The organism is Actinacidiphila sp. bgisy160 (assembly GCF_057707815.1).
The window spans coordinates 20,747-45,122 of sequence record NZ_JBYIQW010000054.1 but is presented as its reverse complement, the minus strand read 5'-3'; the positions used below and the strand labels follow the sequence as shown (position 1 = coordinate 45,122).

The 24,376-nt window shown below is 74.2% G+C and carries 20 protein-coding genes; 10 read left to right on the top strand and 10 right to left on the bottom strand.

The annotated features are described in order from the left end of the window. The first annotated feature begins 283 nt into the window (after window positions 1-283). Both AC3EUJ_RS30420 and AC3EUJ_RS30415 read left to right on the top strand, forming a co-directional pair. Window positions 284-3,427, top strand: coding sequence for a hypothetical protein (locus AC3EUJ_RS30420; RefSeq protein WP_431966994.1), 3,144 nt, complete (start codon window positions 284-286; stop codon window positions 3,425-3,427). Beyond that, window positions 3,315-3,950, top strand: a complete 636-nt coding sequence (locus AC3EUJ_RS30415) for a CHAT domain-containing protein (protein WP_431967010.1) — start codon at window positions 3,315-3,317, stop codon at window positions 3,948-3,950. The genes AC3EUJ_RS30420 and AC3EUJ_RS30415 overlap by 113 nt, the downstream gene beginning before the upstream one ends. 20 nt (window positions 3,951-3,970) lie before the next feature. Here the strand turns inward: AC3EUJ_RS30415 and AC3EUJ_RS30410 are convergent, their stop codons facing one another. From AC3EUJ_RS30410 to AC3EUJ_RS30400, 3 genes are all read right to left on the bottom strand, one after another. Continuing rightward, window positions 3,971-4,270: a YciI family protein gene (locus AC3EUJ_RS30410; protein WP_431966992.1), complete on the bottom strand. Its 300-nt coding sequence runs from the start codon at window positions 4,268-4,270 to the stop codon at window positions 3,971-3,973. A gap of 68 nt (window positions 4,271-4,338) precedes the next feature. Then, on the bottom strand, window positions 4,339-5,238 hold the full coding sequence (locus AC3EUJ_RS30405; RefSeq protein WP_431966990.1) for a hypothetical protein: 900 nt from the start codon (window positions 5,236-5,238) through the stop codon (window positions 4,339-4,341). Between the two features lie 165 nt (window positions 5,239-5,403). Next, window positions 5,404-5,757 carry a hypothetical protein gene (locus AC3EUJ_RS30400; RefSeq protein WP_431966988.1) on the bottom strand — a complete coding sequence of 118 codons (354 nt, stop codon included), beginning with the start codon at window positions 5,755-5,757 and terminating at the stop codon, window positions 5,404-5,406. Between the two features lie 33 nt (window positions 5,758-5,790). Between AC3EUJ_RS30400 and AC3EUJ_RS30395 the strand changes: the two genes are divergently transcribed. Next, complete coding sequence (locus AC3EUJ_RS30395) at window positions 5,791-6,651, top strand: phosphotransferase enzyme family protein (protein ID WP_431966986.1); 861 nt, start codon at window positions 5,791-5,793, stop codon at window positions 6,649-6,651. 57 nt (window positions 6,652-6,708) lie between these two features. Next, window positions 6,709-8,346, top strand: a complete 1,638-nt coding sequence (locus AC3EUJ_RS30390) for a PQQ-binding-like beta-propeller repeat protein (RefSeq protein WP_431966984.1) — start codon at window positions 6,709-6,711, stop codon at window positions 8,344-8,346. On the opposite strand, the gene AC3EUJ_RS30385 is transcribed toward AC3EUJ_RS30390, so the two are convergent. From AC3EUJ_RS30385 to AC3EUJ_RS30370, 4 genes are all read right to left on the bottom strand, one after another. Next, window positions 8,327-9,040: a 3'-5' exonuclease gene (locus AC3EUJ_RS30385; RefSeq protein ID WP_431966982.1), complete on the bottom strand. Its 714-nt coding sequence runs from the start codon at window positions 9,038-9,040 to the stop codon at window positions 8,327-8,329. The two genes, AC3EUJ_RS30390 and AC3EUJ_RS30385, sit on opposite strands and share 20 nt — an antisense overlap. A 221-nt stretch (window positions 9,041-9,261) precedes the next feature. Beyond that, window positions 9,262-10,509 (bottom strand): DUF5919 domain-containing protein, encoded by a 1,248-nt coding sequence (locus AC3EUJ_RS30380; RefSeq protein WP_431966980.1) that lies wholly within the window; start codon window positions 10,507-10,509, stop codon window positions 9,262-9,264. A gap of 125 nt (window positions 10,510-10,634) precedes the next feature. After that, complete coding sequence (locus AC3EUJ_RS30375; protein ID WP_431966978.1) at window positions 10,635-11,927, bottom strand: copper amine oxidase; 1,293 nt, start codon at window positions 11,925-11,927, stop codon at window positions 10,635-10,637. Window positions 11,928-11,946: 19 nt separating this feature from the next. Further along, window positions 11,947-12,786 (bottom strand): Tat pathway signal sequence domain protein, encoded by an 840-nt coding sequence (locus AC3EUJ_RS30370; RefSeq protein ID WP_431966976.1) that lies wholly within the window; start codon window positions 12,784-12,786, stop codon window positions 11,947-11,949. 234 nt (window positions 12,787-13,020) lie between these two features. On the opposite strand from AC3EUJ_RS30370, the gene glgX reads away from it, so the two are divergent. From glgX to AC3EUJ_RS30355, 3 genes are all read left to right on the top strand, one after another. Beyond that, window positions 13,021-15,141 carry a glycogen debranching protein GlgX gene (gene glgX, locus AC3EUJ_RS30365; RefSeq protein ID WP_431966974.1) on the top strand — a complete coding sequence of 707 codons (2,121 nt, stop codon included), beginning with the start codon at window positions 13,021-13,023 and terminating at the stop codon, window positions 15,139-15,141. Window positions 15,142-15,192: 51 nt separating this feature from the next. Beyond that, entirely contained in the window at window positions 15,193-17,589 is a 2,397-nt protein-coding gene (gene treY, locus AC3EUJ_RS30360) for a malto-oligosyltrehalose synthase (RefSeq protein WP_431966972.1), read from the top strand. 200 nt (window positions 17,590-17,789) lie between these two features. Then, window positions 17,790-18,326 (top strand): hypothetical protein, encoded by a 537-nt coding sequence (locus AC3EUJ_RS30355; protein WP_431966970.1) that lies wholly within the window; start codon window positions 17,790-17,792, stop codon window positions 18,324-18,326. Between the two features lie 14 nt (window positions 18,327-18,340). Here AC3EUJ_RS30355 and AC3EUJ_RS30350 read toward each other — a convergent pair whose 3' ends face one another. Beyond that, on the bottom strand, window positions 18,341-18,895 hold the full coding sequence (locus AC3EUJ_RS30350; RefSeq protein ID WP_431966968.1) for an FHA domain-containing protein: 555 nt from the start codon (window positions 18,893-18,895) through the stop codon (window positions 18,341-18,343). A 238-nt stretch (window positions 18,896-19,133) separates the two neighbouring features. On the opposite strand from AC3EUJ_RS30350, the gene AC3EUJ_RS30345 reads away from it, so the two are divergent. From AC3EUJ_RS30345 to AC3EUJ_RS30335, 3 genes are read left to right on the top strand one after another with little or no spacing between them, the layout of a single operon-like run. After that, window positions 19,134-20,042: a GNAT family N-acetyltransferase gene (locus AC3EUJ_RS30345; RefSeq protein ID WP_431966966.1), complete on the top strand. Its 909-nt coding sequence runs from the start codon at window positions 19,134-19,136 to the stop codon at window positions 20,040-20,042. A 29-nt stretch (window positions 20,043-20,071) separates the two neighbouring features. Continuing rightward, window positions 20,072-21,829: a malto-oligosyltrehalose trehalohydrolase gene (treZ, locus tag AC3EUJ_RS30340; protein ID WP_431966964.1), complete on the top strand. Its 1,758-nt coding sequence runs from the start codon at window positions 20,072-20,074 to the stop codon at window positions 21,827-21,829. A gap of 13 nt (window positions 21,830-21,842) precedes the next feature. Beyond that, window positions 21,843-21,980: a hypothetical protein gene (locus tag AC3EUJ_RS30335; RefSeq protein ID WP_431967014.1), complete on the top strand. Its 138-nt coding sequence runs from the start codon at window positions 21,843-21,845 to the stop codon at window positions 21,978-21,980. Window positions 21,981-21,996: 16 nt separating this feature from the next. Here AC3EUJ_RS30335 and AC3EUJ_RS30330 read toward each other — a convergent pair whose 3' ends face one another. Both AC3EUJ_RS30330 and AC3EUJ_RS30325 read right to left on the bottom strand, forming a co-directional pair. Beyond that, window positions 21,997-22,875 carry a PPK2 family polyphosphate kinase gene (locus AC3EUJ_RS30330; RefSeq protein ID WP_431966962.1) on the bottom strand — a complete coding sequence of 293 codons (879 nt, stop codon included), beginning with the start codon at window positions 22,873-22,875 and terminating at the stop codon, window positions 21,997-21,999. Window positions 22,876-22,939: 64 nt separating this feature from the next. Next, window positions 22,940-24,319 (bottom strand): alkaline phosphatase PhoX, encoded by a 1,380-nt coding sequence (locus tag AC3EUJ_RS30325; RefSeq protein ID WP_431966960.1) that lies wholly within the window; start codon window positions 24,317-24,319, stop codon window positions 22,940-22,942. Window positions 24,320-24,376: the final 57 nt, after the last annotated feature.

Below are 24,376 nucleotides of genomic sequence, written 5' to 3'. Positions count from 1 at the left end.
GTCCAAGGCCTCCGCGTCCTGGAAGAGGGACGGCGCCGGCCGGTGTAGCCGGCGGAACGCGTCCAGGCGGGCTCGCGTACCGGGGCCGCAGTGCCGGGGCGCCTCACGCCGCTTCACCGCCGGGCACCACGTGCCGGCGATCTGCGGGGCCGGGCGGGCCTTTCCTCCGGGTGAATGTGGGCGCGGCCCCGCGGGATGCTCCGTCGTGCCGCGGAGTGAGCGGTCGGTCACGCGGGGCGCGCTATCCTGCCGCGACGCCGGAAGCGGGGATCGGGAGCGGCTGATGACGGACGCGCGCGCGGCTGTGGACCGCATGCTGACGCGCTTCGGGCTCGCGGAGCCACCTGCCACCGCCCGCCTCGTCGACGGCGCCGGAACGACGCCCGGGAGCCTGCTCGAGGCGGCCGGGAACCTGTTGCGGGAATCCTGGCAGGGCGAGGACGGCCGGGCCCCGGCCGCCGCCGCGCTCGCGCTGATGGTGCTGGGCCTGGACACGGCGCCCCGCGGGCATCCGCTGCGCGCCCGGCTCGTCCTGCACCTGCAGTTGGCCGACCGCACCCTGGCGCGCATGCACGGTGACTTCCGCACCGCGCCCGAGGTCCGCCACCACCTGGGGGCGCAGACCCAGCACCGCTCACCCGACGATCTCGTGGCCGTAGCGGCCGTCTACCCGTCGGGCCCCGCCCAGCAGCCGTTCCGGCCCGCGGACCCCGTGGAGGGCAGGGTGGCGGAGCTGCTGGCGACGCTCCCGCCGGACGATCTGAGCCGCCCCGGGCTACTCGCCCGGCTCGCGCACTCCGCGCTGATCCGTTACGAGTGCGGGGCCACGGACGAGTTGCCGGCGCTGTGGGCACGCGCCCGGGAGGCCTTCGCCGCGGTCACCCCCGGGCACGTCGACGCACCGGACGCGGGAAGGGCGGCGGTGCTCGCCGGGATCGCCTGGATCCGGGCCCGTCCCCAGGACCGGGAGGCGGTCGACGTCGCCGTGCGGGGCGGGCGGCTGGCGGTGGCCGCCGCGAGCGGGCGCGCCATGGGCGGGCTCCGGGACCGGCACGAGATGCGCAGCGTCCACTTCGCGCTGGCGGCCGCGCTGATGTGCACGCTGCCCTGGGCACCGGCCCGCGCGACGATCGACGAGGCGATGGGGCACCTGGAGGCATACCGGGCCGAGGGGCTGCCGGACGACAACGGGGCCTACGAGGTCAACATGGCCTCGCTGCTGGCCGCCCGCGCGGTCGTCGCCTGGGAGGCAGCGGACGCCGCCGAGGCCGAGCGCATGCTGCGCGCGCTCCTGGAGCGGCTGCCGCCGGGCCATCCGCTGCTGCCGCACATCGCCGGGAAGGCCGCCGCCGTGGGCGAACTCCGCTCCAGGATGCGGCTCTTGCCGCGGTCCCTCGGCTCGGTGGTGACCCGCTTCCTGCCGATGATGGTGCGGTTCGCGCCCGCGTTGCCGCCGGTGCAGTTGCGGACGGCCCTGCCGCCCGACGGCTTCCGTGCCGACCCCGGTCCCGTACCCCGCCCGGAACCGAGCTCGGAACCCCGCCCGGAACCGGGCCCGGGCGCAGGCAACGGCGAGGGCGACGACCTGTACGCCCGCTTCACGGCCGCCTTCCCCGTCCCTCCCGACCTGCGGCCCCTGGTCGACGCCCTGGCCAAGGGCCCCGGCACGCCCCAGGGCATGGATCCGGCCTTCGTCGCCGACGCCGAGCGGCGGTTGCGCGAGGCGCTGGGGCGGACGGAGCCCGGCAGCACCGAACGGGCCCGGACGGCCGGACTGTTGATGGCGGTCATCGCGATGCGCTACATGACCGACCAGGACGCCGCCGTCATCGAGGAGGCGGCCGCGCTCGGCGACCGCGTCCTGGCCGAACTCCCGCACGGCTCCGCGGAGCACGCCCGCCTGGTCCTCGCCTCGGCACCGTGGCAGCACACGCGGGCGGTGCTCGCCATGGACGTCGGCGCACTGCGCACCTGCTGCCGGGAGTTGCGAGCCGCGCTCGACCTGCTGCCCGGGGACGCGCCGGAACGCGCCGCCGGGGAAGTGGAGTACGCCAGCGCGCTCACCAACCTGGCCGGGCTCACCCAGGACCCCGTCCTGGCCGCCGAGGCGCGTCGCAGGATCGCCGACGCCTCGCGGCGCGTGGAGCGGGCCCCGGGCCTGACGGACCTGCTGGGCGGGATGGTCACGTCGTACGGCCACTGGGCGGACTACACCGACGCCACCGTCCGCGGGGACCAGGAAGCGGCGCGGGCGGCCGAGGCCGCCTTGGCGGCGGAGCCCGCCGACGAGATGCCGGCGCTGCGGTTCGAGGTGGCGCGCATCGCGATGACCGACGCGCTGGAGCGCCGCGACTGGGCCGCGGCCGCCGACGCGGCCGCACGCGCCCTGGAGACCCTGCCGTCGATGGCCTCGCGCGCCCTGGCGCGAGGGGACCGCCGGGCCTTGGTCGACGGGGCGCTGCTCGGCCGCCGCTACCCCATGGCGCACCTGCGGACGGACGGCGCCGACCCGGCGTCCGCCGGCCGGCCGGATCCCCTGACCGGTACGAGCCTGGGACGCACCGGCTGCGCCGCGGCGCTCGCCGCCGGGCGGCCCGCGCAGGCGCTGGCCCTGCTGGAGCAGGGCCGGGCGGTCCTGATGGGCCAGGATCTGGAGGCCCGCGCCGATCTGACCGCGCTGGCCGCGGCGCATCCCCTGCTGGCCCGGGAGTTCTCCGCGCTCGGGGGCCGCCTGCGGCGGGCCGAGGCGGGCGACGACTACATGGAACGGCACGTCGCGGCCGCCGAGTGGGAGGCGCTGCTGATGCGCGTCCGCGGCAAGGTGGGCTTCGAGCGGTTCCTGATACCGCCCACGGAACGGGAGATGCGGGCCGTGGCGGCGGAGGGACCGGTCGTCGCGGTCAACGTGGACCGGTTGCGCTGCGACGCGGTCGTCGTCACGCGGGAGCGGATCTTCTGCGTGCCGCTGCGCGAACTGACGGAGGGGCAGCTGGCGCTGCGGGCACAGCAGTTCCTCACGGCCGTGAGCCTGCCGCGGACCGCCCCCGACGAGGAGCACGACCACGCCCGCGAACTCGTGCTGGACACCCTCGCCTGGCTGTGGCGGACCGTGGCCGAGCCGGTACTGAACGCCCTCGGCCTCACCCGGCCGCTCCCCGAGGACGCCCCCGCGTCGGCCGCGCCCCGCCTGTGGTGGTCTGCCTCGGGACCGCTGGCGTACCTGCCGCTGCACGCCGCCGGGCTGCAGCGCAAGCACCAGCTGCGCGACGGACGCACCGTCCTCGACCGGGTGGCCTCCTCCTACAACCCCCACCCTGCGGGCCCTGCTGCACGCCCGGCGGATCTCCTCCGGCCGCACCGGCGGACGGCTGCTCGCCGTCGGCCGGCCCACCGGGACGGCGGGCTCCGCGGGCGCCTCGGCGCGTGAGATCGCCGCGATCGCGGACGCGCTGGGCGGCGTGCGCGCCGTCGAGGGCGAGGCGGCCACCCCGGAACGCGTCCTGTCGGCCCTGCGCACGGCGCGCTGGGTGCACTTCGCCTGCCATGGCGTCAGCGACCCGCAGGACCCGCCCGCCAGTCATCTGCTCCTGCACGGCGGGCCGCTGAGCGCCGCGGACGTCTCCCGGCAGGAACTGCTCTACGCCGAGCTGGCGGTGCTGCTCGCCTGCCATACCGCGCACACCGGGCAACTGCCCGACGAGGCCGTCCACCTGGCCTCCGCCTTCCAGACCGCGGGCTACCCCCAGGTCGTCGGCGCCCTCTGGGAGGCCGACGACGCGGTCTCGGCGCTCCTGGCCGCCCGCCTGTACGCCGCGCTCCGCGGCCGGACACCCGGCGCCGTCGCCCCCGCGGACGCGGGCCGCGCCCTCAACCACGTCATCCGCGTGCTGCGCACCCGCTACGCCCGCTCCCCCGCGGCCTGGGCGCCCTTCGTCCACATCGGCCGCTGAGCCCCACCGCGACCGGGGGGTCAGGCGCCGCCGAGCAGCCCGGCCAGGACCGGGTGCATGCGGGCCGGGTCGACAGTGGTGACGGTGTACGTGGCGACCCCCGAGGTCACCAGGGGGTCCTCCGCGGCGATCCGCTCGACCGTGCGGCGGTCCGTCCCGCGGGCGAGGATGACCCCGCCCTCGGACGAGGGCACCGTCTGCCCGGAGAGCAGGAACGTGCCGGCGCGGTGGTGGCGTTCCAGGAACGCCACGTGGGCGGCGACGAACGGCCCGGCGTCCTCTTCCGGTCCGGCGTACGTCAGGAACAGCAGGTACAGCATCCCCGTCCGATCTCGTGGCGGCGGGCCCGGCGGCCCGGCACATCATGGCAGCGTCCGCTCCGGCCGCGTCACCGGCGGCGGCGCAGCACCAGGTCGAGCTCCCGCCAGGTCGCCGGGGCGAGAGGCCCCGACGGGACGGGGATCCCCACCGCGCGGGCGACGGAACGCAGGCGCAGGTCCACGACGGCGTCGACGAGGTCGGCCAGGGCGAAGAGCCGTTCGCGGCCGAGCCAGCAGGCGGCGAACACGAGCACGGCGCCCGCGGCGAGCGCGGGCCACCACGCGGTGGCGCAGGCCAGCGCCGCGTACAGCAGACCCCAGCCGCACAGCCGGGTGGACGCCTCGAAGGCACCGGCCGCCGTGCGGATCTCCCTGCGGTCGGCCTCCGTGGCCGCCAGCCACAGGCGCGGCCAGACCGCCGTGAAGGGCACCGCGTAGTACGCGCCGACGCGGTGCTCCAGGGCGTGCATCCGGTCGCCCATGCGCGTGGGACGGGCCGGGGGCAGGGGCGCGATCCGGTCACGGCGCGCCTCGGCCGCGCGGGCGGCGGCCAGTTCGCTCTCGTCGCCACCGCGTTCGTAGTTCCGCAGGTGGGCCGCGACCTGCGCGTCGGCGCGTTCGCGGCGGGCCCGGCGCCTGCGCACGAGCCGCTGCCCCGATCCGCCCGGCCAGGGCCCGAGCCAGAGCACCTGGACGGCGCGCGCCAGGAGTTGCACCGCGAGGCCCGGCACGACGGCGAGCAGCAGCGCGGCGACCAGGACCAGGAAGAGCGCGGCGCCGCCGTGCGCGCCGGTCCAGTCCGCGTAGCGCTCGACCTCGCGCAGCAGGCGGCCGGCGTCGAACGGCCGTCGTCCGCCGAGCACATGGGCGGCCCAGGCGGTGCCGAGGAAGAGCGATCCGGGCAGCGCGAGCAGGGAGACCCAGCGCTCGGCGAGTTTCCCGCCGATCTCGTCCAGCAGACCCGCCACCGCGCTAGGACCTGCCTTCCGGGGCGCGGTGCCCTCGCGCCGTCCGGTGGGCGCGTCCGCCCCTCCGCCGTCGCGCACCGGCCACCCGGGCCGGCTGCTTCCTGCGCTGTGCGGCTGCGCGCACCGGACGAACCTCCTTCACCCGCGGGGACCGGGACGACAGGGCTAGTACCAGACGGGCCGCAGTTCGGCGTCCCAGATCGCGCAGCGCGGGGCGGTGACGGACGCCGTCGGGTCCTCGCTGCGGGCGCAGACGCCGCGCGGGCAGCGGTGGCGCAGGAGGCCGCCGCCCCCGCCGGTCATGCCGGGCACCTGGGAGTAGCCGCCGGCGTCCTTGCGGGGGCCGACGACCCGTACGCCGAGCCGCAGACCGAGGTCGGCGACCGCCGCCATGTCGCCGGCGCCTTGCCGTACGGCCTCGGTGACGGCCTCGAGCTCGGCCGCCTCGTCCGGGTCGCTCGCGGCGCCCCGCAGCCGCGGCAGCAGCTCGCAGAAGGCCATGACGTCTTCCTCGGTCACCGGGTCAGCCTACTGATCTGCGATCATCGCCGTATGGCGTTCACCGAAGAGCTCGCCCGGGCCGTCCTCGCGGCGGACGGACAGGACGGCGCGAAGCTGATCGCGCTCGGCGAGAACGCGGTGTTCGAGCTCGCGGACGGCGTGACCGTCGCGAAGGTGAGCCGCGGTCCCGAACTGCTGGACCGGGCCGCCCGCGAGGTGCGCACGGCGTCCTGGCTGGCCGCGCACGGCGTTCCGGCGGTACGGGCGGCGGCCCCACAGGCCCGGCTGGTGCAGGGGCATCCGGTCACGTACTGGGAGCGCCTGCCGGACACGGTACGGCCGGCGGAGCCCGCCGACCTCGCCGCGTTGCTGCGGCTCGTGCACGCCCTGCCCGAGCCGGACTTCACCCTGCCGCGCCGTGACCTGCTGGACGGGGTGGAGCGCTGGCTGCGGCTGGCCGGGACGGCCATCGATCCCGCGGACGCGGCGTATCTGCGCGAGCGCCGGGACGGATTCGCCGTCGCGGCCGCCGCGCTGACCCCGCGTCTGACCCCTGGGCCCATTCACGGTGACGCGCTGCCGCGCAACGTGCACGTCGGCCCGGACGGTCCGGTCATGGTGGACCTGGAGACCTTCTCCGCCGATCTGCGCGAGCACGACCTGGTCGTCATGGCGCTCAGCCGGGACCGCTACGGCCTCGGCGCGGACGCCTATGACGCCTTCACGGCCGCCTACGGGTGGGACGTGCGCGAGTGGGAGGGCTGCGCGGTGCTGCGCGGGGCACGGGAGACGGCGAGCTGTGCCTGGGTGGCGCAGCACGCGCCGGGCGACCCCGCGGCGCTCGCCGAGTTCCGCCGGCGGGTGGCCTCGTTGCGGGACGGCGATCCGTCGGTGCGCTGGTACCCCTTCTGACCCCGTCGCGCCGCCCGGGCTGGGAGGATGGGCGCTCCTCCAGTCAGGGCGGTGTCCATGCCGGAATCGTTGGTCGTCCGCCGTGTCCTCGGCGACCGTCCCTTCGCCGAGATCGGTGAACCGGGCGTCGCCGCCGTCGACGAGCGGCTGGGATGCCTCGTCGTGGGCGGCGACATGGGGTGGATTGCCTGGCCGAACCCGGGACGGGCTCCCATCGATCGGTGGCCGCGGTACCGCATCGGCGTCTACGACGCGGACGACCTGCGCTGCCGGCACGTGTACGACTGCCAGTGGCCGGTGATGTCGGTCGCCTTTCATCCGCTCCTCCCGCTGGCGGCCGTGGGTGTGGGCCGCTACGACGGCAGTTGGGACTTCGAGGGGCAGTTGCTGCTGATGGACCTGGAGTCGGGGCGGGTGCGGCCGCTCCTCGACGACGGCCGCCAGGTGACCTTTGTCCGGTGGCTGGACGCCCGGCGGCTGCGCCTGGTGGTCTCCCCCGAGGACAAGGACTCCGCACACGCCTTCAGCCACGGCTTCGAGGCCGTCCTGGAACGCCACGACTGGCGGGCGGTGCCCCCTCGGTCCGTCGGCCGGCGCGAGGTGACGGGCCCGCGGGTACGGTACGAGGGGCCGCCGGACCGGGATCGCGCCCGCGACCTGCTGACGGAGCGCAGCCGCCGCATCCCGGGGACGGTGTGGGCACCGCGCCGCCAGGTACGGGCGGTCGAGGTGCTCGGTGACGGCCGGGTGCTGGCCACGGTCGAGGGCGCGCGGCTGGAGTGCTGGCTGCCGTCGGGGGATCTGCAGTGGTCCGTGCCGGACCTGGACGGGGCGCGGCAGATCCACGTCGGCGCCGACGAGGCCTCGGCCTGGGTCAACGTGCAGCACACGGTGCGCCCGGCGGGGTCGGGGTGGCAGGGCCACGGCACCCTGGTCGAGCGGTTGTCGCTGGCGGACGGACGTTCCCTGGAGGCCTTCGATCCCGGTCACGCCGTGACGTTCGCCGCGAGCCGCGACGGCCGGCTGGTCATCCGGGCGGGCTCGCCGGACCAGCGGGGCGGCGAGACCCGTCTTCTGGCCCCCGACGGCACGGAGCTGACGCGCTTCACGCTGACCGCGAGCGACTTCCGCCTGCGTCGCGGCGCGGACCCGCTGTTCGTGCAGGACCTCCACACCCGCCCCGGGAGCCGGGCGTGGATCGGCGCGCTCACGATCGGGGAACCGGGCGCGGAGCCAGGACTGCGCAGGCTCTTCGCCCTCGACTGGGAGAGCGGGCGCGGCTCGCACCTCTTCCCCGGCCCGGCCGTCCAGCTCGGCGACGCCGCCCTGGTGCACGCCGCCGTGGTCCGTGACCACGAGGAAGTGCACGCGCGGAACGCCTTCGTGGTGCGGCGCCGGCTCCCGGACGGCGCGCCGCGGTGGGTGTTCGCCGCCGACGAGCCGGTCACGGCCCTGGACGCCGACGAGGACACCGTCTACGCCGCGCACCGGTCCGGGGAGGTCGTGGGGCTCGACCCGCGGACCGGCAGCCCGCGCCTGCGGCACCGGTTGCGCGTCGGCGGACAGGTGGTCGTGCCCCTGTCCCTCGCGGCGGCCGGCGCCGGCCGGTTGCTGGTCGGCACCGTGGACGGGCGGATCCTCGACTGCGCCCCGGCCTCGCCTGCGGGGCCCGCGGTCACCTCGGCCGGGGAATGACCGGCCAGGCGTGCTCGACGACGGCCGCCGGGTCGGCGGTGCGCCGCAGGTACGCCTGGAGGGAGGCCGACTGCTCGGCCGCCGCCCGGACCTGAAGGGCGTGCAGGTCCGCCAGCGGCAGCCGGCCGACGGGCTCGTGCCGCTCCCCCATGCGGCGCACCACGCGGGCCGCGGCCACCGCGTCGGCCCGCGCGTCGTGGGCGCCCTCCAACTGCACCCCGTAGTGGGCGCACAGCGCCTGCAGGGCCCGCCTGCCCTTGCGGTACTTGTCGACGTGCTTGTCGATGACCAGCGGGTCGATGACCGGCGACGGCACGCTGCCCAGGCGTTCGCCGACCGACGCGACGCCGTGCCGGCGGCACTCGCGGTCCAGCAGCGACAGGTCGTAGCGCGCGTTCATCACCACCAGCGGTGTGCCCGAGCGCAGCACCCCGGCGACGGTGTCGGCGATCTCCTCGACCGCCGGGCCGGCCGGGGCGCCATGGGCGCGGGCGTGGGCGGTCGAGATGCCGTGGATCGCGGACGCCTGCTCGGGTATGGCCACGCCCGGGTCGAGCAGCCAGGTCCGCTCCCGCGAGACGGCCCCGTCGGCCTCCAGCCGTACGACGGCCGCGGTGACGATGTGGTCGGTCTCGACGTCGGTGCCGGTGGTCTCCAGGTCGAACGCGACGAGCGCGTCGCTGATCCAGCTCATCGCCCGGCCCCCGTGCCCGTGGCGCCCACCGCGCCGCGCGGGCGGCTGCCCGCGCTCCTCCCCCGTCCGGAGCCGACCGTCCGTGCCCGGCGTCGTCCCATGCCCATTGGCGTACGTCCTTCCCGCTGTTCCCCCGTGTTCGGCCCCATCATCCCGTGCGCCACTGACACTGCTGCGGCCGGGCTGTGGGGGGAGACCCGGCCGGACGGTCCGCCGGGCCGTCAGGAGACGGGGCGGGAGTCGGCCCAGACGCCCTCGAACTCCTCGCGGTAGATCTCGAACAGCCCGTGCTCGGCCTCCGGGGCCTCGTCGGTCCTGGTCTGCACGAGTTCCCGCGGCCCGCCGCGCAGGATGAGCACCGGCGCCTCCATGCCACGGGCCTTGCGCAGGTAGGGCTGGACGACCGCGATGCCGTCCGAGGTGTCGCCGTCCACGAGGTAGGCGGTGAAGCGCGGGGTCTCGTCGAAGACCCGGATCTCGAACGCGGCGGTGTCCCGCAGCCGGGCGCGCACCCGCCGCATGTGCATGATGTTCATCTCGACGGAGCGGCTGAGCTCGCCGCGTCCGAGCCCGAGTTCGCGTTCGCGGCGGCGGACGGCGCTGCTCGCCGGGTTGAGGAAGAGCAGCCGCACCCGGCAGCCGGACTCCGCCAGCCGCACCAGACGCTTGCCCGAGTAGTTCTGCACGAGCAGGTTGAGGCCGATGCCGACGGCGTCGAGCCGTCGCGCGCCCCCGAACAGGTCCTCGGCGGGCAGCTGCCGCTGCAGCCGCACCCGGTCCGGGTAGACGCCGACGACGTCGGCGTAGCGGTCGGCGACGAGTTCCTCGACGGCGTCCACGGGCAGCCGCTCGGCGGAGGGGTAGCCGGGCCCGGAGCCGAGCATGTCCAGCAGCCGGGCGGCGGCCCGCTCGGCCTGGTCCAGGACGGTGCGGGACAGGGCGCGGTTGCGGGAGACGACGTGCCGTGCCACCTCCAGTTCGTCCAGGGCGAGTTCGAGCTCCCGGCGGTCGTCGAGATAGGGCTCGAAGCACGGCCAGTGCTGCACGGCGAGCTCACGCAGCTGCGGCAGCGTCAGGAAACTGAGGATGTTGTCGTCGGCCGGGTCGAGCAGGAACCCCTTGCGGCGGCTGACCTCGCGCACGGCGGCGGCCCGCTGCACCCACTCGTGACCGGCCGGGCCCGCGGCCGCGACCACCCACTCGTCGCCGTGCACGGGTTCGTAGATCGGGCGCAGCACGGCGTTGACGACGGCGCGCAGGCGCTGTTCGACGAGGTTGAGCCACACGTAAGCCCGTCCGGCGCGCCGGGCGCGGGTACGCACCTCGGCCCACTCGTCGGCGCCCCAGTCCAGTTCCGCTCCGATCTCCAACGGCAGTGCGAGGGCGGCCGTACCGGTGGTTCCTTCGCCGATGCCGCCGCCCGGGTCCCCCTGATCACCACCACCGGGGAGCACCAGACCTCCCGACATCACGACTGCACCCGCCTTCCCGCCCCCGTCCACGATCAAGGAAGGGTACTGCGGGGCGGGAGGCGGTGCAGCCGTAACGACGCTACTTCACCACATGCTCACCGGCTCGGACGGGGACGGGACGGTCAGTTTCCCTGGCCGTTGTGGCCCGACAGCTCGTCCGGTGTGAGCGGACTCATGGCCGTCACGTCGCGCGGCGCGAGCTGGAACCCCTGCCAGTGCACCGGCATGGGTGTCTGGTCCTCGTCGCGCGGGATGTGGTGGAAGCCGACGTTGACCCACATCACTGGGTGCGTGAGAGTCTCGCCGTTCGCCCACTTGTCCACCGAGGTGCCCCGGCCGTCGCACGCCGGGTCGCTGTTCCCGCTGGCCAGTTGCTCGCAGGCCCGGTACTGGGTGACGTACACGTCCTTCGATGTGTAGGCGTGGGCGTCGTAGCGGTCGGAGTGCTGCTGGACCAGTTCCCAGGAGCGCGGGTGCCGGTCGGCGTTCTTCCCGGCCGTGGAGACCACCCGCCACCAGCGGCGCAGCGCGGAGTTTGCGGCGAGTTCCCTGGTGACCGGGGTCCTGGTGGTCTTCAGGACGGCGGAGCCGGGGCCCCGGCCGGCCTTCTTGGTGTCGTACTGCTCGACCTTGGCCCGTGGGGAGCCGTCCAGGCCGAAGTCCAGCCGCCAGAAGACCGAGTGGTAGTGGCTGGTGGAGTGGTCGCGGTCGCCCTTGCCGATGGGCCAGCCGGTGCCCGCTCCGCTGTAGTCGCCGGGCGACAGGTCGCCGGTGGCGCCCATCTTGGCGGTGATGGTGCCGTCGTCGGAGAAGTTCCACTGGGTGATGTACTCGTACCAGCCGAGCTGGGACACGGAGAGGATGACCAAATCGCTCCCCTGCTTGGTGTACTTCTTGGCGGTGCCGTGGTCGTCGTCGACGTCGCTGCGGTAGGCGTAGCCGTGCGGCGCGGTGGTGGTGCACAGCGCCTTGACGGTGCGTTCCTGCTGCGGGACGTAGACCGGGCTGACGGTGCCGCCGGGGCACTCCTCGCGGCCGATGTCGATCGCGGTGTTGCCGAAGCCGATGTCGGACAGGTCGTTGTACTCGGTCAGCCCGGAGTCGTACGGGACGTTGACCTGCGCGAGCGAGGCCGAGGTCAGCACCTTGAGCGGCCGCGGCTCGTTCCTCGGACGGTACGCGATCCTCTCCAGGACCAGGCCCTTGGTGCCGCTCAGGCGCCAGCACATGCTCCAGCCGGTGCCGTTCGGCAGGGTCTTGGTCAGGGCGGTGGCGGTGCCGCAGTCCGCCGTGGCAGTGGTATCGGCCCGCGGGGCCGCATAGGCCCGTCCGGCCGTGGAGCCCGCGAGGAGCGCGGGCAGGAGGAGGAGCGCCGAGGCCGTACCGAGGGCCCGGCGCACGTGGTTGGTGCGCATGGTTTCTGGGTCTCCGCTCTTAGTGGATCCGGCCGACGGTGCGGTCGCTGAGGTCGACGACGAGATGGGTCGTGTCGATCCACGGCCCGTCCTTCACCTGCGTGAACAGCCGTACGCACCGGTGCTGACCGCACTTGGCCAAACCGGCCGGGGCGGTCTGCTCGGCGGTGTTGAACGAGATGCCGCGCAGTCGCAGCTGGTCGGGCGAGGTGAGCGCGCGGCCCTTGGTGGCGGCCGTGAAGTCGGCGCGGAGGCCCTTGCCGAGAGCGTCCCGGATGAGCAGTGCCGCCGCTTCCCGCGTCTCGTCGTTCGAGGGCGGTGGCTGCATGCCGGTGGCGGTGTCGGTGCGCTCGACGGTGCCGGAGGTGAGGTTGACGGTCTTCTTCACCAGCCGGTCGTGCCCGTAGTCGTAGAAGAGGACCTCGACCCGGCGGTCCCGGTCGGTCGGCGCCCCCGTGGCGTCGGCCGGTTCGGCGAGGTCGGTGTCGAGGTACTCCGGGCCGTGCCCTCCATCCACGTCCTGCGCGCTGCGCAGCGCGTCGCGGCGCAGGGCCATGGACTTCGCCCGGTCGACCTCGGCCTTGGTCAGAGGCCCACGACCGCTCTGGCGTGCGCCCTCGGGCGCGTCGTTCTCGGTCATTTCACCGCTGTCCGCGTCCTGCTGCCCCGGCGCTCCCGACGCGGCGGCGGGGCCGCCCGTCGTGGAGTGGTCGTCGCCGGAGGCGTCACGCGGCAAGGTGATGCCGATCATCACGGCGGTGGCGACGACGGCTGTGCCGCCGCCCCACAGGGCGCGCCTGAATCCGCGCCCGAGCCCTCCCTTTCGCGGTAAGGAACGGCCTTCCCCCTGATCTGTCACGTAGGTCTCCCCTGTGTCGTACTGTCACCCGTTCTGATGCGACCTCGACGGCACAGGTTGCCCCGGGACGGTGGATTCTTGCGGCAGGCAGGGGAATTGGGACACCCGTAACGGGGAAGATCTTGGCGATTCCATGCCCGGGGGGGCCTGTTTGCGTGACGATGCCCTTTCGGCACCGACGTGACCGGGGTGCGGCCTACCGGCGCCCGGCGGACAAGTGGAAGAGTCGACGACATGCAGGTCTGGCCGGGTCAGGCATATCCCCTCGGCGCCACGTACGACGGCGCCGGCACCAACTTCGCGGTCTTCTCGGAGGCCGCGGAACGCGTCGAGCTGTGTCTGCTGCACGACGACGGCTCGGAGACCGCCGTCGAGCTGCGCGAGGCGGACGCATTCGTCCGTCACGCGTACGTCCCGGGCATCATGCCCGGTCAGCGCTACGGCTTCCGGGTCCACGGCCCCCACGAGCCGACCCGGGGCCACCGCTGCAACTCCGCGAAACTGCTGCTGGACCCGTACGCGAAGGCGATGAGCGGGACGATCGACTGGGACGAGGCGGTGTACGGCTACCACTTCGGGGAGCCCGAGTCCCGCAACGACCTGGACTCCGCGCCGCACACCATGACCTCGGTGGTGGTGAACCCGTACTTCGACTGGGCGGAGGACCGCAGCCCCCGCATCGACTACCACCGCACGGTCATCTACGAGGCCCACGTCAGGGGCCTGACGATGCTCCACCCGGAACTCCCGGAGGAGATCCGCGGCACCTATGCGGCGCTCGCCCACCCCGCGGTGATCTCGCACCTGACGGAGCTGGGCGTCACGACGCTGGAGCTGATGCCGGTCCACCAGTTCGTCCACGACCACCGCCTGGTGGACGCGGGGATGCGCAACTACTGGGGCTACAACACGATCGGCTTCTTCGCCCCGCACAACGCCTACGCCTCGATGGGCGACCGCGGCCAGCAGGTGCTGGAGTTCAAGACGGCGGTACGCGAGTTGCACCGGGCGGGCATCGAGGTGATCCTCGACGTGGTGTACAACCACACGGCCGAGGGCAGCCACCTGGGGCCGACGCTGTGCTTCCGGGGCATCGACAACGCCTCGTACTACCGGCTGGCCGAGGACCCGCGCTACTACACGGACACCACCGGCACGGGGAACTCGCTGCTGATGCGCAGCCCCCACGTGCTGCAGATGATCATGGACTCGCTGCGCTACTGGGTCACCGAGATGCACGTCGACGGCTTCCGCTTCGACCTCGCCGCGACCCTGGCCCGGCAGTTCCACGAGGTGGACCGGCTGTCCTCGTTCTTCGACCTCGTGCAGCAGGACCCGGTGGTCAGCCAGGTGAAACTGATCGCCGAGCCCTGGGACGTCGGCGAGGGCGGCTACCAGGTGGGCAACTTCCCGCCGCTGTGGACGGAGTGGAACGGCAAGTTCCGCGACACGGTGCGCGACCTGTGGCGCGGCGAACCGGCCACACTGGCCGAGTTCGGCTCCCGGCTGACCGGCTCCTCCGACCTCTACCAGGACGACGGCCGCCGGCCGCTCGCCTCCATCAACTTCGTGACCTGCCACGACGGCTTCACCCTGCGCGACCTGGTGTCGTACAACGACAAGCACAACGAGGCCAACGGCGAGAACAACCGGGACGGCGAGAGCCACAACCGCTCGTGGAACTGCGGCGCCGAGGGTGAGACCGAGGACGAGGAGGTGCTCGCCCTGCGCGAGCGCCAGATGCGCAACTTCATCGCCACCCTGATGCTCTCCCAGGGCGTGCCCATGCTCGCCCACGGCGACGAGTTCGGCCGCACCCAGCGGGGCAACAACAACGCCTACTGCCAGGACAACGAGCTCGCCTGGGTGCCGTGGCCCAAGGAGGGCGACGCGGAGACCGAGCGGCTGCACGACTTCACCCGCCAGATGGTGTGGCTCCGCCGCGACCACCCCGTCTTCCGGCGCCGCCGCTTCTTCCACGGCCGGCCGGTCGAGGGGACGCACGACGAGCTCTCGGACATCGCCTGGTTCACCCCTGAGGGTGAGGAGATGATCCAGGACGACTGGGAGGAGGCACAGGCCAACGCCCTGGTGGTCTTCCTCAACGGCAGCGCCATCTCAGAGCCCGGCGACCGCGGGGAGCGGATCGCCGACGACTCCTTCCTGCTGATGTTCAACGCCTGGTACGAGCCGCTGGACTTCGTGGTCCCGGTCAACCACGGCAAGGAGTGGCAGGTGGTCGTGGACACCCAGCGCCCGGAGGGGGTGGCCCCCGGCTCGGGCCGCAAGGTGACCCAGGGCGACCGGCTGCGGCTGGCCGACCGGAGCATGGTGGTCCTGCAGCGCCCGGCGTAACCGTCCGCCCGATGTGATGGGCGTACCGGTCGGCGGGGTAGTCAGTCCTCCATGACAGAAAGCGCCGCGACCCCGCCGACCGCTGTCGTCCCCTCCGTGCCGATCGCCACCTACCGGCTGCAGCTCCAGCCCGACTTCCCGTTCGCCGCGGCCGAGGCCGTGGTCCCCCATCTGGCGACGCTCGGCGTCTCCCACCTGCACCTCTCCCCCGTGCTGCAGGCCGTGCCCGGGTCCACGCACGGCTACGACGTCGTCGACCACACCCGGGTGCGCGAGGAGCTCGGCGGCGAGAAGGGGCTGCGGGCGCTGGCGCGCACCGCCCGCGCGCACGGCCTCGGGCTCGTCCTGGACGTGGTGCCCAACCACATGGCCGTGCCGGCGCCCGAGCACCTGGCCCGGCCGCTGTGGGAGGTGCTGCGGGACGGGCCGGGGTCCCCGTACGCGCGCTGGTTCGACGTCGACTGGGCGGCGCAGGGCGACCGGCTGCTGCTGCCGGTGCTGGGCGGCCCGCTGGAGGAGGTGCTGCACGACCTGCGCGTCGAGCGCGACCGGGCCGCCGGGGAGCGGGTGCTGCGCTACCACGACCACGCCTTCCCGCTGCGCGCGGGCACCGAGGAGCTGCCGCTGCGCGCGCTGGTCGACGCCCAGTGGTACCGGCTCGCCTGGTGGCGGCAGGCCCGCACCGAGCTGAACTACCGGCGGTTCTTCACCATCTCCGACCTCATCGCGGTCCGCGTCGAGGACGACGAGGTCTTCTCCGCCACCCACGCCACCCTGCTGCGCCTGCTGGACGAGGGCGTCGCCGACGGCCTGCGCATCGACCACCCGGACGGCCTCGCCGACCCCGCCGGCTACCTGCGGCGGCTCGCGGACGCCTCCGGCGGCCGTTGGACGGTCGTGGAGAAGATCCTCACCGGCGACGAACGGCTGCCGGCCGGCTGGGCCTGCTCCGGCACGACCGGCTACGACGCCCTGGACCGGCTCGACGGGCTCTTCACCGACCCGGCGGGCGTCGAGGAGATCACCCGCTTCTACCGCGCCTTCACCGCCGCCCCCGCCGAAGCGGGCGGCGAGTGGCAGCCGACCGTTCGGGCCGCCGCCGAACGCATCGTCACGCACGACCTGGCCGCCGAGGTGGACCGGCTGACCCGCTCCGCCGTCCGGGCCACCGGGCTGGAGCACACCGTGCTGCGCGAGGCGATCGAGGCGACGCTCGTCCGGCTGCCGCGCTACCGCCCGTACGTCGTCCCCGGCGAGCCCGCGGACGCGGAGGACACCGCCCTGCTGGAAGCCGCGGCGGGCGCCACCGGGCACCCGGCGGCCGAGACGGTCCGCGACCTGGCCCTGGGCCGCCACCGGGGCGGCGGGGAGGCCGCGGCGGACTTCACGGTGCGCTTCGCCCAGGTCTCCTCGGCACTGCGCGCCAAGTCCGCCGAGGACACCGCCTTCTACCGCTACCACCCGCTGCTCTGCCTCAACGAGGTCGGCCGGGACCCGGACCGCCCCGCCACCTCGCCCGAGGAGTTCCACGCCTTCTGCGAGCGGCTGCGGCGCGACTGGCCGCTCACCGGGACCGTGCGCTCCACCCATGACACCAAGCGCAGCGCCGACGTGCGCGCCCGGCTCGCCGCGCTGAGCGAGCTGCCCGGCGAGTGGGCCGAATGGCTGGGCGCGGTCTCGGCGGACCTGCGGGCGTATCTGGAGCACCGCGGGATCCCGCTGCCGGAACGTCATGTGGAGTACCAGGCCTGGCAGTACGCGGTGGTCTTCTGCGACCCCGGCGCGGCCGGGCTCGTGGCCGCCACCATGCTCAAGTCGGAGCGCGAGGCGGGCCTGCGCACCTCGTGGACCGACCAGCGGCCGGAGTACGAGCAGGAGATGACCGGCTTCGTCCGCGAACTGGTGGGCGGCCCGGCGGCCTTCGCCACCGAGCGCGTCGACCGCGCCCTGCGCGGGCCCGAACGCGTCAATGCGCTCGGCGCCCACCTGGCGCACCTCACCATGCCGGGCGTGCCCGACCTCTACCAGGGCGACGAGGAACGGCAGCTGCTGCTCGTCGACCCCGCCAACCGCCGTCCGTACGATCCGGGCACGGCCGGGGGCGAGGTGAGCGAGAAGCGGCGGGTGACGGAGTTCGCGCTGCGCCTGCGCCGGGCGCGCCCGCAGTGGTTCACCGGCCCGGAGGCCTCGTACGAACCCCTGTACGCGCGCGGCCCGGCCGGGGAGCACTGCGTGGCCTTCGTCCGCGGCGGGCGGGCGCTCACCGTCGTCACCCGGCTGTCCCGGCGGCTCGCGGACGCGGGGGGATGGCGCGGCTCGGAACTGGTGCTGCCGGAGGGGGTCTGGACGGAGGTGCTGACGGGCCGCCCGTTCCAGGCCGTGGTGCCGCTGGCGGAGCTGCTGGACCGGCTGCCGGTGGGTCTGCTGGTGCGCGACGTGGACGAGTGAGCTCCCGGCGGGCGGACGACATCCGATACGAGGATCCCGGGCGGCGCGGGGGCGGCGCGCTTCGCGACCGCCGACGAGGTGCCGCCGCCGTGCCGCGGGCAGGTCCTGCGCCTCGCGGGCGGCCGGGAGCCGGCGCCGCGGTCCCGGACCGCCTGAGCGACGCGGGACGGATTGTCGGACCCCGCTGTTAGCGTCCTGCCATGGACGCCTCGGAAGCCCTTCTCGCCCGCATCGAGAACGACCCGGTCGCGGCACAGCGCCTCGCCTGGCCCGGTGACTTCGACATCACCCGCCGCGACCCGGTCGAGGACGTGCGCCTGCCCTCGGGCCTGACGATGCGGCCCATAGCCGGCGACGGCGCCGGCGGCACCTTCTTCCTGTGCGGTGAGCCCGGAGACGCCGAGCGGCCCGTGGTCTACGCGGACTCCGAGGGGCGGGCGGCGCTGATCGGCGCGGACCTGCCGGAGGCGGTGGAGCTGGTCGTCTCCTGCCCGATGTGGTGGCACGACGTAAACTCGGGACTCCCCCTGGAGGAACTGGCCGCCGAGGTGCGCGAGGACCACCCGGACCTGGACCGGGAGCGCGCGGAGCTGGCGGCGGCCCTCGGGCTGACGCTCCCTGCGGTGGAGAAGGTCGTCGCCCGGCTGCGGGCGACCGCGGCGCGTACGGCGCCGGGCTTCCTGCCGTACGTGGACGACGACGACCACCAGCCGTACGAACCGCTGTTCCGGTCCTGAGCCCCGGCGCGGCCTCAGGCAGTGGTGAGGCGGAAGCTCATCGCGCCGAAGGTGACCTGGTCACCGGGGCGGACGGCGGCGGCACCCATGACGCGGTGGCCGTTGACCCAGGTGCCGTTCATCGAGCCCAGGTCGCGCAGGACCCACAGCCCGCCCTCGTGGCTCAGCTCGGCGTGGAAACGCGACGTCGAGGAGTGGCTGAGCCGGAAGGTGCACGACAGGTCCCGGCCGATCCGCACCGGGAAGGGACCGGGAGCGGGAAGCAGCAGGGGCGGCAGTTGCTGGACGGCCCAGGCCTGCCGCATCCGGGCGCGGAAGGCCGACGTCTTGGTGACGGCGCGGACGATCGAGCCGGTCAGCCGGGCCCAACGACCCTGCGAGGGCGGCAGGTCCGCGATGAGGGCGGCCAACTCCTCGGAGTGGCGGGCCTTGAGCGCGAGTCCCATGCGGCGCACGAAGGTGTCGTGCGACAGTCGTCCGTCGACGGCACCCTCGCGAAGTACCTCGATGGCGCGCTCGCGTTCGGCGTCGGTGGGACGCGGCGGGTGCGTCGGGAACTCGTAGCTCACCTGCGTGATTGTCGGGCCGGGGAGGCCGGGGTGTCCAGAAGGTGCGGCACGTGGGGCGGCGGGGTCAATTGTGTGGACGCCGCAGAAACGGGATGGCTAAGGTGGGCGCACGCCCTGGACCGAGGAAGGAGGCGGAAGCCATGAACACGTTCGCCCTTTCGCGCTCCCGCCCCGTTGTCCGCAGGGCGTACCCCGTCTGACCGGGAGCGCTCCGCTCTCCCGTGAGGACTTCACCTTCATGACCGATCTGGTCTTCCGCCCGCTCGTCGCGGGCGAATCGCACCTCTTCCGTTCCCTGGCCACCGAGGACGCCGGCCTGGTGGGCCGGTCCTTGCTGGGCCACACGTTCGCCCTGACCGACGAGGGCGGCGAGTACCGCCCCGACTGGAGCTGGGTGGCCCTGCGCGACGGCGTCGTGGTCGCCCGCGCGGCCTGGTGGGGCGCGTCGACGGACGACGCACCCGTGGCCCTGGACTGGTTCGACTTCACCGACGCCGACGCCGCCGTGCGGCTGCTGCGGGCGGCACCGCTGAAGGCCGAGTACGAACTGCTGCTGCCGCCCGGCTGGCGGGACCGGCCCGAGGTCCGCGAGGCCGCCCAGGCCCGCATCGACGCGGCGATCGTCTCCGGAATGGAGCTGCTCGTCGAGCGCTACCGCTACACCTGGACCCCCGAGTGCGGGCTGCCCGAACGCACCGGACGCCTGGAGTACCGGCCCGAGCCGGACGACGCGGTGATCCTGGACGTGCTGAAGCGCATCGGGGCCGGCAGTCTCGACGCCCACACCCGCCGTATGGTCCGGCTGCACGGCCCGGACGCGGCCGCCCGCGAGGAGCTGGAGTTCCTCAACTGGCTCCAGTCGCCGCGCGAGTGGTGGCGGCTGGCGTACACCCCGCAGGGCCAGCTCGCCGGCATCCAGGTGCCGGGACGCAATCCGGGTGCGTTCTGCGTCGGCTTCATCGGTGTCCTGCCGGAGCAGCGCGGGCACGGCTACGCGTACGACCTGCTGCTGGAGTGCACGCACGACCTGGTCGGACACGGCGCGACGGAAATCGCCGCCGCGACCGACCAGGGCAATGCGCCGATGGCGGCGCACTTCGCCAAGGCGGGATATCCGGTGAGCCAGGAGCGCGTCAACCTGGTGTGACCCCCCGGACGCCGGGCAGCATGGTGCCCATGCGCTTCGACGTGTGGGCACCGGACGCCGGTGAGGTGGAGGTACGGGTCGACGGCCGGGCTCACGACATGGAGCGCGACCCCGAACGGCGCGGCTGGTGGTACGCGGACGTGCCCGCCGGGCACGGTTCGCGCTACTCCTTCGCGCTGGACGAGGGCCCGCCACGGCCCGACCCCCGCTCCCGCCGCCAGCCCGACGGGCCCGAGGGACCGAGCGCGGTCGTCGACCACGACCGGTTCGCCTGGGCCCACGAGTGGGCGGGCCGCCCGCTGCCGGGCGCGATCCTCTACGAGCTGCACGTCGGCACCTTCACCACCGTCGGCACCTTCGACGCGGCGATCGAGCACCTGCCCCACCTGGCCGGGTTGGGGATCACGCACGTCGAGCTGATGCCGGTCTGCCCGTTCCCCGGCACGCACGGCTGGGGGTACGAGGGCGTGTCGCTGTGGGCGGTCCACGAGCCCTACGGCGGCCCGGACGGGCTCAAGCGCTTCGTGGACGCCGCGCACGGCCACGGGCTCGGGGTGGTGCTGGACGTCGTCCACAACCACCTCGGGCCCTCGGGCAACCACCTGCCCGCCTTCGGCCCGTACTTCACCGACCGCCACCACACCCCGTGGGGCGACGCCGTGAACCTCGACGCCCCCGGCTCCGACGAGGTGCGCGACTTCCTCGTCGGCAGCGCCCTGGCCTGGCTGCGCGACTACCGCCTCGACGGGCTGCGGCTCGACGCCGTCCACGCCCTCGTCGACACCCGCGCGGTGCACCTGCTCGAGGAGCTGTCCACCGCCGTCGACGCGCTGGCTGCCTCCGTCGGCCGCCCGCTCTTCCTGATCGCCGAGTCCGACCGCAACGACCCGCGCACCACCGACCCGCGCGAGGCCGGCGGCCTGGGTGTGCACGCCCAGTGGAACGACGACTTCCACCACGCCCTGCACACCGCCGTCACCGGCGAGTCCCACGCGTACTACGCGGACTTCGCCGTCTCCCCCTTGACCGCTGTGGCCAAGGCACTGCGCCGGGTCTTCTTCCACGACGGCACCCACTCCGGCTTCCGGGGCCGCGCCCACGGCCGCCCCGTCGACCTGACGACCACCCCGGGCCACCGCTTCCTCGCCTACACCCAGACCCACGACCAGATCGGCAACCGCGCCACCGGCGACCGGCTCGGCGCCGGCGTCCCCCCGGGGCTGCTCGCCGCGGCCGCCGCGCTCGTCCTCACCTCCCCGTACACGCCGATGCTCTTCATGGGCGAGGAGTGGGGCGCCCGCACGCCCTGGCAGTTCTTCACCGACCACGACGACCGCGAGCTCGCCGCCGCCATCACCCGGGGCCGCCGCCGCGAGTTCGCCGAACACGGCTGGAAGGCCGAGGACATCCCCGACCCCCAGGACCCGGCGACCCGGCTGCGCTCCTGCCTGGACTGGTCGGAACCGGCCCGGGAGCCCCACGCGGAACTGCTGGCCTGGTACCGGCGGCTGATCGCGCTGCGCCACGCCGAGCCCGAACTGACCGACCCGGCCCTGGACGCCGTCCACGTCACCGTGGGCGGGCACACCCTGCGGCTGGACCGCGGGCGCTTCCGGATCGCCGTCAACTTCTCCCCCGAGGAAACGCTGATCCCCCTCCACCACCCGGGCCGCGCCGACCCGCCGGGCTACGTCCCGGTCGCCGCCTGGCGTCCCTGCCCGCCACCCACCGACACCGGCTGCCTCCACCTGCCCGGCCACTCGGTCGCGGTACTCCGTGAGCGCTGACTACCCTGACGGGGTGACGACCGACGACGAGCCCCGCGCGATCTGCGTCCACTGCGGCGACCCGACCGAGTACCCCGACTCGCAGCCGGGTGCGACCCTCTGCCCGGTCTGCGCCTGGCACGAGGCCCAGCGCACCGCCTGCAGCGGCTGAGCCGCCCGGCGGGCGGTCAGTCCTCGAGCAGTCGCCTGCGGGCGGCCTCGACGTCGAAGGACGCGGGCGGGCACACCGGGTCCACCAGTTCCAGGTGCTCCATCAGCAGCCGGCCGACGGCCCAGTTCCGGTACCACTTGCGGTCGGCGGGGACGACGTACCAGGGCGCGGTCTCGGTGGAGCAGCTGCCGAGCACGTCCTCGTAGGCCTCCTGGAAGGAGGGCCACAGCGCCCGGTCCTCCAGGTCGTCGGGGCCGAACTTCCAGTGCTTGCAGGGGTTGTCCAGCCGGGCCAGCAGGCGGGTCCGCTGCTCGTCGCGGCTGATGTGCAGGAAGACCTTGACGACGCTGACGCCGTCGTCGGCCAGCGAGGCCTCGAAGGAGTTGATCGTCTCGCAGCGCTCCTGCCACACCCAGCGCGGCGCCCGGCCCCGGACCCGCGGAACGAGGACGTCCTCGTAGTGGGAGCGGTCGAAGACACCTATCCGCCCGGGACCGGGCAGGGCGCGCTCCACGCGCCACAGGAAGTGGTGGGCCTTCTCCTCGGCCGTCGGGGCCTTGAAGGCGGTGATGCGGCAGCCCGCGGGGTCGAGCAGACTCGCGAGGTGCCGCACCGAGCCGCCCTTGCCCGAGGTGTCCATGCCCTGGAGTACGACGAGGACGGAACGCGGGTCGCCCGCCGTGCTCTGCGCGAAGAGCCGCTCCTGCAACGCCGTGATCCGGTCCCGTACGTAGGGCACGCACGCCAGCGCCTCGGCCTTCCCCGCCGGACCGCCCGGCGTGGCACGCGGGTCGTACGAGCGCAGCCGCACGGGGCCGCCGCCCGACGGGACCCGCAGCTTCGCACGCAGCCCGGGCGTGCTGCCGGATCCGGCCTTCGGGCTGTTCCTCGTCACCGCGCCTCCCTCCGTGACGACGGCCCCCCGGACGCCCGAGCGGTTGATCCGATGGTGCGACGGATCAGCCGTGTCCGCCAGCGCGGCCCCAGGGGCCCGTGACGGCGAAGGTGGTGCCCGGGTTGTAGCAGTTGACGTACATGGTCCGGCCGTCCGGCGCGAAGGTGACTCCGGCGAACTCGCCCCATTCGGGAGCGTCGGCGGTGCCGATGTTCTGGCGCCCGCGGGCCATCGCGTAGACCTCGCCGCGCCGGGTGACGCCGAAGACGTGCTGGGCCCCCTCGCCGTCCTCGCAGACCATCAGGCCGCCCTGCGGGGCGAGGGCGATGTTGTCCGGGGACTCACCCGGCAACCGCACGTCGGTCGCGGGCCCGAAGACCACGACGAGGGTCAGCCGCCGCCTGGCCGGGTCGTACCGCCAGACCTGGCCGAAGTGGGTGGCCGCCGAGCCCTCGGCGGCACGCGCGAAGCTGGAGACGAAGTAGACGCTGGTGCCGCCCCAGTAGCAGCCCTCCAATTTCTGGGCGTGCGTGATCCCGCGGGGGCCGAAGTCCTGCAGCCGCAGCGGGGTCTCCTTCGCCAGGGGATCGGGCACGCGCACCCATTCGATCCCGTCGAAGCAGGCCCCGGTCTCCTGCACCGCCGACAGGTCGGGCACGCCCGGTACGCGCATGGCCTCCAGGGTGCCGCCGGCCCGCAGGGAGCCGCGACCGCCGAGGGGCTTGCGGGGGTGGAAGCGGTAGAACATGCCGAAGGGTGCCTGGAAGGCGTCCTCCGTCTCGTACACCGTCCCGTCGCGGGGGTCGACGGCGATGGCCTCGTGCTGGAAGCGGCCCATGGCCGTGAGCGGCTCGGCGCCCGTGCTCCGCGGGTCGTGGGGGTCGACCTCGAAGATGAAGCCGTGGTCCTTGGCGTAGCCGCCGGTACCGGCCTTGTCCTCGGTCTCCTCGCAGGTCAGCCAGGTGCGCCAGGGGGTCGGGCCGCCCGCGCAGTTCACGGCGGTGCCCGCGACGGCCACCCGTTCCGAGGTGACCGCGCCGCCCCGGTCGAGCGCGAGGACGGTGCAGCCGCCCTTGGCCCCGGGGTCGTAGACCAGCCCGTCGACCAGGGGGACGGGAGCGGTGGCGGTGACGCGGTTCTCGTGGTTGCGGACCAGGTGGACCCCGCCGCCGCGGCGGGCGGGGAACGCGGCCATGCCGTCGAAGTTCCCCGGCACGGGGCCCTCGCCGGAGCGCAGTGGGTCGCCCTGACGGGACAGCACGCGGTAGCGGAACCCGCGGGGAAGGTCGAGGAGGCCGTCGGGATCGGGTACGAGGGGGCCGTATCCACCGGCCCCCGAGGCGAACGCCGTGCCGGCGAACACTTCTCCGACGCTCCCGGCGAAGGCGATCCCGGCGCCCAACGCTCCGGTCGTCGCGATGATCTGACGTCTGGTCACGGACATGGGTCACTCTCCCTGCTGGCGGACAGGCGATTGACCCGAGTGTGTCTAGCACGGCTC

Excerpts from the sequence above, each read along its gene's own strand:
- AC3EUJ_RS30420 (WP_431966994.1), top strand. The coding sequence starts at position 284 with ATGACGGACGCGCGCGCGGCTGTGGACCGCATGCTGACGCGCTTCGGG.
- AC3EUJ_RS30410 (WP_431966992.1), bottom strand. The coding sequence starts at position 4,270 with ATGCTGTACCTGCTGTTCCTGACGTACGCCGGACCGGAAGAGGACGCC.
- AC3EUJ_RS30395 (WP_431966986.1), top strand. The coding sequence starts at position 5,791 with ATGGCGTTCACCGAAGAGCTCGCCCGGGCCGTCCTCGCGGCGGACGGA.
- AC3EUJ_RS30390 (WP_431966984.1), top strand. The coding sequence starts at position 6,709 with ATGCCGGAATCGTTGGTCGTCCGCCGTGTCCTCGGCGACCGTCCCTTC.
- AC3EUJ_RS30385 (WP_431966982.1), bottom strand. The coding sequence starts at position 9,040 with ATGAGCTGGATCAGCGACGCGCTCGTCGCGTTCGACCTGGAGACCACC.
- AC3EUJ_RS30380 (WP_431966980.1), bottom strand. The coding sequence starts at position 10,509 with ATGTCGGGAGGTCTGGTGCTCCCCGGTGGTGGTGATCAGGGGGACCCG.
- AC3EUJ_RS30375 (WP_431966978.1), bottom strand. The coding sequence starts at position 11,927 with ATGCGCACCAACCACGTGCGCCGGGCCCTCGGTACGGCCTCGGCGCTC.
- glgX (WP_431966974.1), top strand. The coding sequence starts at position 13,021 with ATGCAGGTCTGGCCGGGTCAGGCATATCCCCTCGGCGCCACGTACGAC.
- treY (WP_431966972.1), top strand. The coding sequence starts at position 15,193 with ATGACAGAAAGCGCCGCGACCCCGCCGACCGCTGTCGTCCCCTCCGTG.
- AC3EUJ_RS30355 (WP_431966970.1), top strand. The coding sequence starts at position 17,790 with ATGGACGCCTCGGAAGCCCTTCTCGCCCGCATCGAGAACGACCCGGTC.
- AC3EUJ_RS30345 (WP_431966966.1), top strand. The coding sequence starts at position 19,134 with ATGACCGATCTGGTCTTCCGCCCGCTCGTCGCGGGCGAATCGCACCTC.
- treZ (WP_431966964.1), top strand. The coding sequence starts at position 20,072 with ATGCGCTTCGACGTGTGGGCACCGGACGCCGGTGAGGTGGAGGTACGG.
- AC3EUJ_RS30325 (WP_431966960.1), bottom strand. The coding sequence starts at position 24,319 with ATGTCCGTGACCAGACGTCAGATCATCGCGACGACCGGAGCGTTGGGC.